This is a genomic window from Micromonospora sp. ATA51, from assembly GCF_016802855.1.
GTDB lineage: Bacteria > Actinomycetota > Actinomycetes > Mycobacteriales > Micromonosporaceae > Micromonospora > Micromonospora sicca.
Genome location: NZ_JAEVHJ010000180.1, coordinates 1 through 13,438, shown reverse-complemented (window position 1 = coordinate 13,438; position 13,438 = coordinate 1). Strand labels below are relative to the sequence as shown.

Genomic DNA, 13,438 nt, shown 5'->3' with positions numbered 1-13,438 from the left:
CCGTCACGACGCCGCGGCAGGTCGGGCAGCCGCCGTTGGTCGGTCCGTTGTTCTGATCCAGGGCGATGTTCCAGCGGATGACACCCTTTGCCCAGTCACCGGCCTTCTCCTTGACCTGCGCCGCCACCTGCTGCTCGCGGCGGCTGGCCGGGATCAGCGAGGAGACCAGCATGCCGGCGCCGAACGCGATCAGGCCGGCGGCCAGCGGGTTGCCCTCGGACTTCTCCCGCAGCACGTGCGGGGCCCGCTGGGCGGCGTCCCCGACGGTGGAGGCGGCGGCGTGCGTCTTGTCGCTGACGGTGGAGGCCGCCGAGGAGGCGTGGTGGGCCACCGAGTCGGCGGCGTGACCGGTGCTGTGGCCGTAGTCCGAGGCGGTTCCCATGACCTTGTCCCTCCCATTCTGGAGCGCGTTGCGCGCCCGCTGCTTGCGGTCGTCGACGATGCGGCTCGGGCTGACCTTGTACGCCAGCGCGTCCACGTCGGAGCTGAGGCTGTTACGGGTGGCCTCGATCTCTCGGCGGATCTGGTCGGGGTCAGTGCTCATCTGGTGACTCCCTCCGGGTGCGGCTTGAGCGCGTCGGGGATGCGCTGCACGCTGTCGTTGGTCTGCTTGAGGCCGCGAATCCGCTCGGCGTTCTTCTTGGCCATGGAGTAGAGGACCGCGGCGATGACCGCCCAGATGACGGCCACGATCAGCCCGGCCCAGCCGGCGTCCATCACGTTGGACAGCCCGGCCCAGAGCGCGATCGAGAGGAAGAGCGCCACCATGTAACCGCCGAAGCCGGCGCCGCCGAAGAGCCCGGCGGCCTTGCCCGCCTTCCTGCCCTCCTGGCGGATCTCCGCCTTGGCCAGCTCGACCTCCTGCCGGATCAGCGTGGAGAGGTCGGTGGTGACGGAACGCATCAGCTCACCGAGGGAGCTGCCCCGGACCTCGTCCGCGGTGTGCGGGGCGCCCGTCTCCGCGTGGTAACCGGAGTCCAGTCCGGACCCCTGCGTCGGCATGCTCATGCCGTCGCCTCCCTTCTGACGGATCGGCCGCTCACGGACGGGTGACGCCGCTCGACGGCACGCCCGGCAGCGGGTCGGTCTGGCTCACCGGCGGCAGCGGCCGGCCGGTGCCGGTCTGCGGCTCGGCGTAGCCGCCGCGGGTCGGGTCGGTGTAGCCGCCCGGCTCGGCGTAGCCGGTCTGTGGGTCGGCGTAGCTGCCCGGGGTCGGGTCGAGGTAGCCGCCCGGCGGCACGGCCTCCGGCACCGCGCGCGAGGTCGGGATGACCGCGGTCCGGTCCGGGTCGTAGCCCGGGCCGTACGCCCGGCGGGCCGGGTCGTCGTCGCCGGTGGCGGCGATGTTCTTGGTCAGCCGGCCGGCGAGGACGCCGAGGACGGCGGCGCCGACGAGGAAGGTGCCCGGGTTGCGGCGGGCGTAGCTCTTCACCTCGTGCAGAATGTCGCCCGGCTCGCGCTGCTCCAGCCAGCCGGCCACGCCGTGCACCCGGTCGGCGGCCTGGTGGGCCAGCTCGGTCACCGGGCCGGACTGGCCGCTGTTCTGCGCCATCGAGCGCATCTCCTCGGCCAGCGAGCGGAGGCTGCCGGCGGCGCGCTGCTGCTGCTGGCTGGTCTGGGCGGCGACCTGGTTGCGGGCCTCGCCGTAGAGGTTGCGGGCCTGGCGCTTCGCCTCGCCCACCACCTCCTTGCCCTGCTCCTTGGCGGTCTCCGCGACGGCGCCGCCCGCGTTCGCCGCCTCCGAGCCGACCTGGCGGGCCTGGTCACGGACGCCACCGCCGTTGTGCGACTCCTGCCCGTAGGTGGAGGACGTGGGGGAAAGATCGTAAGTCATGATTACCCTTCCGCTCGGATGGTCATAGCGGTCGTGTCGGGGGGTCGCGCCGACGTTTGTCGGCGTGACCATTGACCTACCCCTAGTCGTCGGGTCCATGCCTGATTCGTCATTTCTCTGCGGAGGCGCCTGGTCGCGGTCACACAATGGAGGGTCGTCCGGTTCCGGGCGGCGGGTGATCCACGGAGGTGACAGCGATGGCACGTGACGTGCGCGGACGCGCCCCGGCCGGCCCGAAGCCCCGGATCCAGCCGGTCGCCGCCGCGGTGGCCGCCGTCTTCGTCCTGATCGGCGTGCTCGGGTTCGTCCCCGGGGTCACCACGCACTACGGTGACCTGGCCTTCGCCGGGCACCACTCGGAGGCGAAACTGCTCGGCCTGTTCCAGGTGTCGGTCCTGCACAACCTGCTGCACCTGCTGTTCGGCCTGGTCGGGCTGGTGCTCGCCCGCCGGGTCGCCGGGGCCCGGCTCTTCCTGGCCGGCGGCGGCGCCGCCTACCTGGGTCTCTGGCTGTACGGCTTCGGGATCGACCTGGAGACCGCGGCGAACTTCTGGCCCTTCAACGACGCGGACAACTGGCTGCACCTGTTCCTCGGCTTCGGCATGCTCGTGGTGGGGCTGCTGCTCTCCAACGACGTGGGCACCGGCGGCCGGCTGGACACCCCGATGGACCGCCCCTGACCTGCGCCGTCACCCGAGCGGGTGGTCCGTGACCCGACACACCCGGCGCGGAGTTTGCCGAATCCCCGCCCGGGGCACCGGAGAGTCACCACGGGGAGTGACCGACGGACAAGGAGGCCCGGCGATGCCACGGTGGTTGCGGGAGAACGCGCTCACGGTCGCCATGCTCGGCGCGTTCCTGATCTTCCTGCTGTTGCAGAGCGTGTTCGGCTGGCGGGTGCACAACGAGGAGCTGAGCCAGTACGGCGCGGCTCAGCTGAGCTGGTGGGCGTACCTCGGCACCGGGCACTTCGCCGAGGCGGTCTTCGAGAACTGGGAGTCGGAGTTCCTCCAGATGGGGGGCTACGTGCTGCTCACCGCGTACCTGGTGCAGAAGGGCTCGGCCGAGTCGAAGCCCGCGGGCCAGACCGACCGGCCCGAGGACGACGCCCGCCGGGCCAAGCCGGACTCCCCCTGGCCGGTCCGGGTGGGCGGCTTCCCCCTGGCCGTCTACCGCAACAGCCTGTCCCTGGCGCTCCTGCTGATCTTCGCCGGCTCGTTCCTCGGCCACCTGTTCGGCGGCGTGGCGGAGTACAACCAGGAGCAGGCGCTGGAGAGTGGCGCCGCCCCGATCGGCGCCGGCCAGTTCCTCTTCACCAGCGACTTCTGGTTCCAGTCGATGCAGAACTGGCAGAGCGAGTTCCTCGCCGTCGGGGTGCTGATCCTGCTCAGCATCGTGCTGCGGCAGCACGCCAGCCCCGAGTCGAAGCCGGTCACCGCCGCGCACGCCGAGACCGGCGCCTGACCGCCCCCGCCGCCCGGGTCGGCCGCCGTCAGGCGGCGACGGGCAGCCGCTTGGCGAAACAGACGCTGTACGGGTTGCCGACGTACTCGCCGTAGACCGGGATGGGCTCGTACCCGCAGGAGGTGTAGAGCCCGATCGCGGCCGGCAGGTACGTCCCCGTCTCCAGGCAGACCACGGCGTGTCCGCGCTGGAAGGCGAGCTCCTCCAGGGCGGACAGCAGCTGACGGGCGATGCCCCGCCCCCGGTACGCCGGACGGACGTACATCCGCTTCAGCTCCCCGGTGTCGCCGTCCAGGGCCTGGAGACCACCGCAGCCGACGGCCCGGCCGCCGACCACCGCCGCCAGGTAGTGGATGTCGTCGTGGGTCAGCGTCGCCTGCCCGTCCAGCCCGCCGTCGGCCGCCCGCAGCTCGCGCTGCTGGGCCGTGACCAGGGCGGCGATCTCGGGATCGGTGGCGGGACGGGATTCGATCAGCATCACGTCACGTTAAGCCGAGCGGATTTCGCGGAGGTTTCCGGCGAACGACCCGAGCACGGACGGGGCCGAGCTATTTGTTGTCGTCCAGGTCGTCGTCGTCCAGGTCGTCGGAGAGGTCCGCGTCCAGGCCGCCGGCCTCCAGCTCGTCCTCGGGACGCCGCCGGCGGGCCTTGCGCGCGGCCAGCCGCTCCGCCGCCGAGGCGCGGGTCGACTTCTCCTCCAGCCGGATGTCGGTGCCCCGGTTGCCCGGGACGAAGTCCACCCCGGCGTAGAGGGTCGGCTGCCAGTCGAACTCCCGGTCGCCGATCCGCACCAGGTCGCCGGGGTTGGCGCCGGCCTTGGCCAGCTTCTCCTCGACGCCGAGGCGGGCCAGCCGGTCGGCCAGGTAGCCGACGGCCTCGTCGTTGTCGAAGTTCGTCTGCCGCACCCAGCGCTCCGGCCGGGCTCCCCGCACGGTGAACGAGCCGTCCTCCTCCACCTCGATGGTGAAGCCGGTGTCGTCGACCGCCTTCGGGCGGATCACGATCCGGGTCGGCTCGGCCGGCGGCGCTGCGAGGCGGGCCTGCTCGACCACCTCCGCCATCGCGAACATCAGCTCCTTGAGCCCCTCGCGGGTGGCCGTGGAGACCTCGAAGACCCGGAAACCGCGCGCCTCCAGGTCCGGCCGGACGATCTCGGCGAGGTCCCGCCCGTCCGGTACGTCGATCTTGTTGAGCGCCACCAGGCGGGGCCGGTCGGCGAGGCCGCCGTACTCGGACAGCTCCGCCTCGATGGTGTCGATGTCGGCGAGCGGGTCCCGGCCGGGCTCCAGCGTCGCCGTGTCGACCACGTGCACCAGCACGGCGCAGCGCTCGACGTGGCGGAGGAACTCCAGCCCCAGGCCCTTGCCGGTGGCCGCGCCCGGGATCAGACCCGGCACGTCGGCGACGGTGAAGGTGTGGTTGTCAACCCGGACCACGCCCAGGTTCGGGACCAGGGTGGTGAACGGGTAGTCGGCGATCTTCGGCTTGGCGGCGGAGATCACCGAGATCAGCGAGGACTTGCCGGCCGACGGGAAGCCGACCAGGCCGACGTCGGCGACGCTCTTCAGCTCCAGCACCACGTCCAGCCGGTCGCCGGGCTCGCCCAGTTCGGCGAAGCCGGGGGCCTTGCGCCGGGCGTTGGCCAGCGAGGCGTTGCCCCGCCCGCCGCGACCGCCCCGGGCCGCCTCGAAGGTGGTGCCCACGCCGACCAGGTCGGCCAGCACCTCGCCGTCGAGGGTCTGCACCACGGTGCCGTTCGGCACCTGGATGATCAGGTCGTGGCCGTTGGCCCCGTCCCGGTTCGAGCCGGCGCCACCCTTGCCGTTCTCGGCCTTCAGGTGCGGACGGAAGTGGAAGTCGAGCAGCGTGGTCACCTGCGGGTCGACGACCAGCGAGACGCTGCCGCCGTGCCCGCCGTCGCCACCGTCAGGCCCGCCGAAGGGCTTGAACTTCTCCCGGTGGATGGAGACACAGCCGTGCCCGCCGTCGCCGGCCTGCATGTGCAGGACGACCCGGTCAACGAACGTCGTCACGACGCCAATCCTTCCAGCGGGGTCCACCCCGCGTGAGAAAAAACGAAGCGGGCCGGGACCCGAGGTCCGCGGCCCGCAACGCCTTCGAACTACTGCTGCGGCACGATGCTGACGGTCTTGCGACCACGCTTGGTGCCGAACTGGACCGAGCCGGTGGCCAGCGCGAACAGCGTGTCGTCGCCGCCACGGCCGACCAGGTCACCGGGGTGGAACTTGGTGCCACGCTGACGGATGAGGATCTCACCCGCGCTGACGACCTGACCACCGAAGCGCTTCACGCCGAGCCGCTGGGCCGCGGAATCGCGACCGTTACGCGAGCTGGACGCACCCTTTTTGTGAGCCATTGGAGGACGACCTACTTCCCGCTGGAGATGCCGGTCACCTTGACCTGGGTCAGCGGCTGGCGGTGACCCTGGCGCTTGTGGTAGCCGGTCTTGTTCTTGAACTTGTGGATCCGGATCTTCGGGCCCTTGGTGTGCGCGGCGATCTCGCCGGACACCGCGACCTTGGCAAGCTTCGCCGCGTCGGTCACCAGGTCGTCACCGTCGACGAGGAGCACCGCGGTGAGCTTCACCGCGTCACCGGGGGCACCGGTGAGCTTCTCGACCTCGATCACGTCGCCCTCGGCGACCTTGTACTGCTTGCCGCCGGTCTTGACGATCGCGTACATCGGAGGCGGACTCCCTGTCGTTGAGGCTGCTGGCGGTCGTTCCCACGGCGACTCGCCGGGTAGCAGTGACACCGGCGGCGCGGGCACGCGGGAACTCGGCACACCAAAGTGCGCCGCAGGCAAGCGTACGCCATACCCGGGCCGCCGCCCAAACCGGGCCGCCGGTCGGGTCGAGCCGGCCCCTGTCGCGGCCTGGCAGACGCCCGCGCCGCCGGTGCCCGCCCGGAGTGGGAGTGCCGCAGGGCACGCCCAGTGCTGTCGTGACCGGTGGGGCGTGGCGCCGTCCGGCCGGGGGCCGTCGAGACGGCAGGGCCCCTCCCACCGGACACTCATGCCGGGGAAGGGGCCCTGTCAGACTTCGCGCAGGTCAGCGGCTCACGGCCGGGTACGCCGGCGGGTGCCGCCGCGACGGGAGCGCCGTCGGCCGGTGCCGCCCTCGGTGCCCTCCTCGTCGGTGTCACCGTCGCTCAGCGCGTCCGGGTCGTCCGCCGCGGCCAGCCGGGCCGACTCGCCCTCCTGGCTGTCGGCGACCGCCGGGGCGGCCGCCGTCTCGGACTCGTACCGGGACAGGTCGTAGCCCATCGTGTCGTGGTAGTCCGGCTCCGTCGGCGGCCCCGCGTCGGCGGCGTCGGTGGTCTCGGTCACCTCGGCCACCGTCTTCTCCGGCGCGGCCGACTTGCGGGCCCGGCGTCGGGACGAGGCGGTGCCCTGCTCGGCGGCGGGGGTGGTGACCGCCGAGGCGACCGCCTTGACCTTCTCCCCCACGCCGCCGGAACGCGGCTTCTCCGGCACCGGCTCGGTGTGGATGATCAGGCCGCGGCCCTTGCAGCACTCGCAGGTCTCGCTGAACGCCTCCAGCAGGCCCGCGCCGATCCGCTTGCGGGTCATCTGGACCAGGCCGAGCGAGGTGATCTCGGTGACCTGGTGCTTGGTGCGGTCCCGGCCCAGGCACTCGGTGAGCCGGCGGAGCACCAGCTCCCGGTTCGACTCCAGCACCATGTCGATGAAGTCGATCACCACGATGCCGCCGAGGTCGCGTAGCCGGAGCTGGCGGACGATCTCCTCGGCCGCCTCCAGGTTGTTCCGGGTGACCGTCTCCTCCAGGTTGCCCCCGGAGCCGGTGTACTTGCCGGTGTTGACGTCGATGACGGTCATCGCCTCGGTCCGGTCGATCACCAGCGAACCGCCGGAGGGGAGGAAGACCTTGCGGTCGAGCCCCTTGAGGATCTGCTCGTCGATCCGGTACTCGGCGAAGACGTCGGTGGTGCCGGCGTGCCGGCGCAGCCGGGCGACCAGGTCCGGCGAGACGTGCGACAGGTACGACTCGACCACGTCGTACGCCTGCTCGCCCTCGATCACCAGCTCGCGGAAGTCCTCGTTGAACAGGTCCCGCACGACCCGGATGACCAGGTCCGGCTCCTCGTAGAGCAGCACCGGGGCGCCACCCTCGGCCGCCTTGGCCTGGATGTCCTCCCACTGCGCCTGGAGCCGCTTGACGTCGCGGGCCAGTTCGTCCTCGCTCGCCCCCTCGGCGGCGGTCCGCACGATCACGCCCGCGCCGTCCGGGACCAGCTTCTTGAGCACGTCGCGCAGCCGCTTGCGCTCGGTGTCCGGCAGCTTCCGGCTGATGCCGGAGGCGTTGCCGTGGGGCACGTAGACCAGGTGCCGGCCGGAGAGCGCGATGTGGCTGGTCAGCCGGGCGCCCTTGTGCCCGATCGGGTCCTTGGTGACCTGCACCAGCACCGAGTCGCCGGAGCGGAGCGCCTGCTCGATGGAGCGGGCCCGACCCTCCAGGCCGCTGGTGTCCCAGTTGACCTCGCCGGCGTAGAGCACGGCGTTGCGGCCGCGCCCGATGTCGACGAAGGCCGCCTCCATGCTGGGCAGGACGTTCTGCACCTTGCCGAGGTAGACGTTGCCGGCCATGGTGCCGGAGGAGTTGCGGGTGACGTAGTGCTCGACCAGCACGCCGTCCTCGAGGACCGCGATCTGGGTCCGGTCGCCGCGCTGGCGGACCGCCATCACCCGGTCGACCGCCTCCCGGCGGGCCAGGAACTCCGACTCGCTCAGGATCGGCGGCCGGGTACGCCGCTGCTCCCGGCCGTCCCGGCGGCGCTGCCGCTTGGCCTCCAGCCGAGTCGAGCCGGAGACGCCCTGCACCTCGTCGACGGCCCGGCGCGGCTCGCGGATCTTGACCACGGTGGGCACGCCGTCCTCGGCGGCGGTCTCGACCTCGCCGGCGCCCCGACGACGACGGCGGCGCCGGCGGCGGGTCATCCCGTCGCCCTCGCCCTCCTCCTCCTCGGCCTCTTCGGCCTCGGCCTCGGCGCTCTCGGCCTGGATGGCCTCCTCGGCCTCCTCGTCCTCGATGTCCTCCGCGCCACCCTTGCCGCGCCGCGGCCGCGGCGTCCGCGACGGCGACGGCGACGGGCCGCGGCCGACTCCTCGTCCTCGTCCTCCGCCTCGCCGATCTCCTCGGCTTCGACGGCGGGCTCCTCGTCGACCTCGACCTCGACCTCGACCGGCTCCACCTCGCGGCGAGCGCGCGACGGCGGCGGCCGGTCTCCACGGGCTCCTCGGCCGGCTCCTCGGCTGCGGGCGCGGCGCGGTGGCCCGGACGACCGGCGCCTCCTCCGGCTGCCGGCGCCATGAAGAGCACCGTCGGCGCGGAGAGCGCGGCCCGCCGCCGGCGGGTCCGCGGCTCAGGCTGCTCTGCGGGCTGCTCGCCCGGGACGGCCGCGCCGGGCGCGACGTCGCCGGTGCGGTCCTCGGCTCCGGTCGGCGGCGCGGTGGCGGCCTCGGCAGCCGGCGGGATCTCGGCGGTACCCGATTCGGTCGGCGTCGGCTCCGCGGCGTTCTCCGCCACCGAGGTCTCCTCCTCGGCCTCGGCCGGCTCGGCGGCCTCCTCCTCGGCGGCGGCCTCCGGCTCGGCCGGCGCGGCCTCGGCCGCTGGCGGGACGGCCTTCCGGCGCCGGGTGCGGGTCACCTTGACCGGCGGGACGGCCTCCGCGGAGTCTTCCTCCGCGGCGGTGGCGACCACGGGCTCCTCGACCGCCTTGGCGGTGGTCGCCTTCCGGCGGCGTCGGGGGGTCTTCGGGGCGGCCTCCAGCTCACCCGCGACCGGGGCGAACACCTCGGCCTGGGGCGACTCGCCGGTGGTCGTGCCGGCGTCGGTGGGCGCTCGGCCGGCGCTTCGGTCTGCTCCGGCTGGTTCAGCGGGGCGGCCTTGCGGCGGCTGGTCCGCTTGCGGGCCGGCGGCCGGACCTCGGCGGTGCTGTCGGCGCTGGTGTCGGCGGTGTCGCCGGCCGGCTGTGAGCCGGTCCGTTCGCCGCCCTCGGGCTCGTTCTCGAGCATGGACGTTCTCCAGTTCTGGCTGCCCCGGGCGCGGGTGAGCGCTGCCACGCAGGGTCGCCGCAAAAGTGTTTCCGCCGGGCGCGCGAGGTGCGCGACCGCCGAAGTCTGCCTGCTTGGAACACCAACCGTCGGTCAGTGCTCACCGATGGCTGCCCCGTCGCGATCCGCATCCAACGGATCCACGATCTCGCCCTGCGCGGTCAGCGTGCCCTGCGCCAGCCGGATCACCTTCGGGGAGACCGGCGGCTCCAAGGCGGCCACCACGCGGAGGCCGGAAAGGACGTCATCGGGCCGTACGGACGGGGTGACCTGCCGCACGACCAGTTCGAGTATCGCACACGGTACGGCCGGTGCCCCGGAAGGCGTCTCGGACGCGGGTACGACATCGATGCCGATGACCGCGGAACGCGCGTCGAAGGTCCGTCGCCCCTGCTTGGTCATCCGCTCGACCTGGATCTCCTCGGCGGCGCGGAAGGCAGCCACCGCCTGCTCCGCCAGCGCCGGGCCGACCTCGGGCAGCTCGATCCGCCAGCGGGAGGCCTCGATCCGGTCGGCGAGGCTGCCGCCACCGGCCACCACCGCGTCGAGCACGTCGAGTCCCGGCGAGAGCGCGGCGTCCAGGGCGGCCCGCAACCGGTCCGGGTCGACCGGCTCGCGGAGCCCGATCTCCAGGTACTCGGCCTCGCTGGCCACGCCCGTGGGCGCGGCGCTGGCGTACGAGATCTTCGGGTGCGGGGTGAAGCCCTGGGAGAAGGCGATCGGTACCCCGGCCCGGCGCAGGGCGCGCTCGAAGGCCCGGGCGAAGTCCCGGTGCGAGGTGAACCGCAGCGGTCCGCGCTTGGCGTACCGGATCCGGACGCGCTGGACGACGGGCGCCTGCCCGCCCTCCGGCTGTGGTTTCTTGCTGATCGTCGTGCTCCTCGGGGTCAGGACCGGTTGATCATGAAGTCACTGCGGGAAGACGGTCACTGCTGGGTGCCGGACGGGACCTTCAGGCCGGAACCGCCGATCGGGGTCAGCGGGAGGAGCTTCTTCCCGGTCGGGCCGATCTGGATCTCGGTGTCCATGGACGGGCAGACGCCGCAGTCGAAGCACGGGGTCCATCGGCAGTCGTCCTGCTCGTACTCCGACAGCGAGTCCTGCCAGTCCTGCCAGAGCCAGTCCTTGTCGAGACCCGAGTCGAGGTGGTCCCAGGGCAGGACCTCCAACTCCTCGCGCTCCCGCGTGGTGTACCAGTCGAGGTCCACGCCGAAGGCCGGCAGCACCTCGGCGGCGGCGTCCACCCAGCGCTGGTACGAGAAGTGCTCGCTCCAGCCGTCGAACCGGCCGCCGTTCTCCCAGACCTTGCGGATCACCGCGCCGACCCGACGGTCACCGCGGCTGAGCAGGCCCTCGATCAGCGAGGGCTCGCCGTCGTGGTACCGGTAGCCGATCGCCCGGCCGAGCGAGCGGTCGGCGTTGATCGCCTGCTTGAGCAGCCTGAGCCGGTGGTCGATGACCTCCGGCCGCGCCATCGCCGCCCACTGGAACGGGGTGTGCGGCTTCGGCACGAACCCGCCGATGGAGACCGTGCAGCGGATGTCCTTGCTGCCGGTGGCCGCCCGGCCGGCCTTGATGACCTCGTGCGCCATGTCGGCGATCTCGAGGACGTCCTCGTCGGTCTCGGTGGGCAGGCCGCACATGAAGTAGAGCTTCACCTGCCGCCAGCCGTTGGTGTACGCGGTGACCACGGTGCGGATGAGGTCTTCCTTCGACACCATCTTGTTGATGACCTTGCGGATCCGCTCCGACCCGCCCTCCGGGGCGAAGGTCAGGCCGGTCCGCCGCCCGTTGCGGGACAGCTCCTGGGCCAGGTCGATGTTGAACGCGTCCACCCGGGTCGACGGCAGCGACAGCGAGACGTTGGTGCCCTCGTACTGCTGGGCCAGGCCCGAGCACATGTCACCGATCTCGGAGTGGTCGGCCGAGGAGAGCGAGAGCAGGCCGACCTCGGAGAAGCCGGAGAACTCCAGCCCCTCGCGCACCATCTGCCCGACCGTGGTGATCGACCGCTCCCGCACGGGACGGGTGATCATGCCGGCCTGGCAGAACCGGCAGCCCCGGGTGCAGCCCCGGAAGATCTCCACCGCGTACCGCTCGTGGACCGTCTCGGCGAGCGGGACGAGGGGCTTCTTCGGGTACGGCCAGGCGTCCAGGTCCATCGTCGTGCGCTTGTGCACCCGGAACGGCACGTCCGCCCGGTTCGGCACGACCCGCTGGATCCGGCCGTCGGGCAGGTAGTCGACGTCGTAGAAGCGCGGCACGTAGACGCTCTCGGTGCGGGCCAGCCGCAGCAGCAGCTCGTCCCGGCCACCCGGGGAACCCTCGGCCTTCCACTCCCGGACGATCGTGGTGATCTCCAGGACCGCCTCCTCGCCGTCGCCGAGCACGGCGGCGTCGACGAAGTCGGCGATCGGCTCCGGGTTGAACGCGGCGTGCCCGCCGGCCACGATCACCGGGTCGGCGTCGGTGCGGTCGGCAGCCAGCATCGGGATGCCGGCCAGGTCGATCGCGGTGAGCAGGTTGGTGTAGCCCAGCTCGGTGGAGAACGAGACGCCGAACACGTCGAAGTCGCGTACCGCGCGGTGTGCGTCGACGGTGAACTGCGGCACGCCGTGGGCGCGCATCAGCTTCTCCAGGTCCGGCCAGACCGCGTACGTCCGCTCGGCGAGCACGTCGGGCAGCTCGTTGAGCACCTCGTAGAGGATCTGCACGCCCTGGTTTGGCAGGCCCACCTCGTACGCGTCGGGATACATCAGCGCCCAGCGGACGACCGCCGCGTCCCAGTCCTTGACCACCGCACCCAGCTCCCCACCGACGTACTGGATGGGCTTGGTCACCTGGGGCAGCAGCGGCTCAAGCTGGGGCCAGACGGAGTTGGCCGCGGCGGGGCGCGGCGTCGTGGACGGGACGCTCATGAAGCCCAAGGGTACGCGCCCGTCCGCCGGGCACCGCGCCGCACCGCCCGCCGGCCCGGTCGCCCAAGGCGGGAGGAACCGGACCGCCGGCGGTCAGCGGCGGCGCGGCCGACCCCGGCGGACGCCCTCGCTGGTCAGCGCGTGATAGGCGATCATGACCACGATGCCGATCACTCCGAGCACCGGGCTGACGAACCAACCCAGCGCGCCGCTGAGCAGGTAGAGCGCCATCCCGGTGACCGGGCGGGCCCGCTGGGCGGCGACGTGCGCCACGGAGATTCCCTCCCCCAGCAGCGCCGGATGCCGGCGCAGGTAACTGAAGAAGGCGAGCCAGGGGTGCGGACATCGCCGCCGCGGCCAGCGCGTAGAGCAGCACGGCCACCCGCCGGTCGTGGTCGTTCCCGTCGTGGGCGAAGGCGGCGGCGAGCACTGCGGTCGGGAACGGGATGACCACCACGCCGAGCAACAGCCAGAGGTTGATCCAGTTCAGGCCGAGCGTGGTGCCCCGGACCAGCCGCAGCAGCATGTGGTGGTTGAGCCAGATCACCCCGACGTAGCCGAAGGAGAGCAGGAAGGCGACGTACGCCGGGGCCTCCTCGACCAGGCCGGCGAGCAGTTCCCCCGGCCGGTGGGCGGGCACCCGGAGCTCGATCACCAGCAGGGTGATGACGATGGCGAAGACCCCGTCGCTGAACCCGGTCAGCCTGCCGATGTCGCTGACCGGCGGCGTGCCGGCGGCCTCGCCCGATGCGGACATGCGCCGAGACTAGGCGTCCTCCTCCGGACACCGCCGGTGGCGCGCGCCGGGCCGCCGGTCGACCCGGCCGCCCGGCCCGGCGGCGGGCGGGTTGGGCGGCGGTGGCACTCCGGTACTAACCTCGCAACCGGCGCGAGAGGAGATTGCCGCGATGCCGGAGCCGCAGCCGGGAGCAGACCGGCCGGCCGACGGGGGCAACCTGGTCACGGACCGGGATCCGGCGGTCACCCACGAGCCCGTACCACCGTCCGCCGGGCCGCCCACGGGCGCCGACGCCGCCGGGACCGACGACACCCGGGCGGCGGACGACGAGAAGCCGGCCGCGCCCGCCGAGTCCGCGGCCGACGGCGACGCCGGGCCCGCCACCGACGA

At 72.6% G+C, this 13,438-nt stretch carries 12 protein-coding genes and 2 pseudogenes; 3 read left to right on the top strand and 11 right to left on the bottom strand.

The features are described from left to right. The 3 genes from JNW87_RS24200 to JNW87_RS24190 all read right to left on the bottom strand — a co-directional run. Positions 1–544: DUF3618 domain-containing protein (locus tag JNW87_RS24200; RefSeq protein ID WP_238454446.1), on the bottom strand; the 544-nt coding region annotated here is incomplete at its 3' end. Then, complete coding sequence (locus JNW87_RS24195; protein WP_109802069.1) at positions 541–1,008, bottom strand: phage holin family protein; 468 nt, start codon at positions 1,006–1,008, stop codon at positions 541–543. The genes JNW87_RS24200 and JNW87_RS24195, both read right to left, overlap by 4 nt. Before the next feature lie 31 nt (positions 1,009–1,039). After that, on the bottom strand, positions 1,040–1,834 hold the full coding sequence (locus JNW87_RS24190) for a hypothetical protein (RefSeq protein WP_109802070.1): 795 nt from the start codon (positions 1,832–1,834) through the stop codon (positions 1,040–1,042). Positions 1,835–2,031: 197 nt separating this feature from the next. Here JNW87_RS24190 and JNW87_RS24185 point away from each other — a divergent pair, with 197 nt between their 5' ends. Next, positions 2,032–2,514, top strand: coding sequence for a DUF4383 domain-containing protein (locus JNW87_RS24185; RefSeq protein ID WP_109802071.1), 483 nt, complete (start codon positions 2,032–2,034; stop codon positions 2,512–2,514). 124 nt (positions 2,515–2,638) lie between these two features. Beyond that, positions 2,639–3,298, top strand: coding sequence for a DUF6766 family protein (locus JNW87_RS24180; protein ID WP_109802072.1), 660 nt, complete (start codon positions 2,639–2,641; stop codon positions 3,296–3,298). 28 nt (positions 3,299–3,326) lie between these two features. Here JNW87_RS24180 and JNW87_RS24175 read toward each other — a convergent pair whose 3' ends face one another. The 8 genes and pseudogenes from JNW87_RS24175 to JNW87_RS24140 form a co-directional block, all read right to left on the bottom strand. Continuing rightward, positions 3,327–3,776 carry a GNAT family N-acetyltransferase gene (locus tag JNW87_RS24175; RefSeq protein ID WP_109802073.1) on the bottom strand — a complete coding sequence of 150 codons (450 nt, stop codon included), beginning with the start codon at positions 3,774–3,776 and terminating at the stop codon, positions 3,327–3,329. 70 nt (positions 3,777–3,846) lie between these two features. Beyond that, positions 3,847–5,331: a GTPase ObgE gene (gene obgE, locus JNW87_RS24170; protein WP_238454445.1), complete on the bottom strand. Its 1,485-nt coding sequence runs from the start codon at positions 5,329–5,331 to the stop codon at positions 3,847–3,849. A gap of 89 nt (positions 5,332–5,420) precedes the next feature. Then, on the bottom strand, positions 5,421–5,675 hold the full coding sequence (gene rpmA / locus JNW87_RS24165; RefSeq protein WP_109802075.1) for a 50S ribosomal protein L27: 255 nt from the start codon (positions 5,673–5,675) through the stop codon (positions 5,421–5,423). 11 nt (positions 5,676–5,686) lie between these two features. After that, the gene (rplU, locus tag JNW87_RS24160; RefSeq protein WP_067312477.1) at positions 5,687–6,001 is read right to left on the bottom strand and encodes a 50S ribosomal protein L21; all 315 of its coding nucleotides are present in this window, start codon (positions 5,999–6,001) and stop codon (positions 5,687–5,689) included. A 375-nt stretch (positions 6,002–6,376) separates the two neighbouring features. Next, positions 6,377–9,352, bottom strand: a pseudogene (locus JNW87_RS24155) (Rne/Rng family ribonuclease). A gap of 132 nt (positions 9,353–9,484) precedes the next feature. Then, a complete protein-coding gene (locus tag JNW87_RS24150) occupies positions 9,485–10,180 on the bottom strand; it encodes a TIGR03936 family radical SAM-associated protein (RefSeq protein WP_236647918.1) in 696 nt (231 codons plus the stop codon). A gap of 137 nt (positions 10,181–10,317) precedes the next feature. Then, positions 10,318–12,309: a TIGR03960 family B12-binding radical SAM protein gene (locus tag JNW87_RS24145; RefSeq protein WP_238454444.1), complete on the bottom strand. Its 1,992-nt coding sequence runs from the start codon at positions 12,307–12,309 to the stop codon at positions 10,318–10,320. Then, positions 12,248–13,066 (bottom strand): TMEM175 family protein, encoded by an 819-nt coding sequence (locus tag JNW87_RS24140; protein WP_109802079.1) that lies wholly within the window; start codon positions 13,064–13,066, stop codon positions 12,248–12,250. The genes JNW87_RS24145 and JNW87_RS24140 overlap by 62 nt, the downstream gene beginning before the upstream one ends. Before the next feature lie 151 nt (positions 13,067–13,217). Between JNW87_RS24140 and JNW87_RS24135 the strand changes: the two are divergent. Then, positions 13,218–13,438, top strand: a pseudogene (locus JNW87_RS24135) (hypothetical protein); the annotation flags it as partial.

Excerpts from the sequence above, each read along its gene's own strand:
- JNW87_RS24195 (WP_109802069.1), bottom strand. The coding sequence starts at position 1,008 with ATGAGCATGCCGACGCAGGGGTCCGGACTGGACTCCGGTTACCACGCG.
- JNW87_RS24190 (WP_109802070.1), bottom strand. The coding sequence starts at position 1,834 with ATGACTTACGATCTTTCCCCCACGTCCTCCACCTACGGGCAGGAGTCG.
- JNW87_RS24185 (WP_109802071.1), top strand. The coding sequence starts at position 2,032 with ATGGCACGTGACGTGCGCGGACGCGCCCCGGCCGGCCCGAAGCCCCGG.
- JNW87_RS24180 (WP_109802072.1), top strand. The coding sequence starts at position 2,639 with ATGCCACGGTGGTTGCGGGAGAACGCGCTCACGGTCGCCATGCTCGGC.
- JNW87_RS24175 (WP_109802073.1), bottom strand. The coding sequence starts at position 3,776 with ATGCTGATCGAATCCCGTCCCGCCACCGATCCCGAGATCGCCGCCCTG.
- rpmA (WP_109802075.1), bottom strand. The coding sequence starts at position 5,675 with ATGGCTCACAAAAAGGGTGCGTCCAGCTCGCGTAACGGTCGCGATTCC.
- rplU (WP_067312477.1), bottom strand. The coding sequence starts at position 6,001 with ATGTACGCGATCGTCAAGACCGGCGGCAAGCAGTACAAGGTCGCCGAG.
- JNW87_RS24145 (WP_238454444.1), bottom strand. The coding sequence starts at position 12,309 with ATGAGCGTCCCGTCCACGACGCCGCGCCCCGCCGCGGCCAACTCCGTC.
- JNW87_RS24140 (WP_109802079.1), bottom strand. The coding sequence starts at position 13,066 with ATGTCCGCATCGGGCGAGGCCGCCGGCACGCCGCCGGTCAGCGACATC.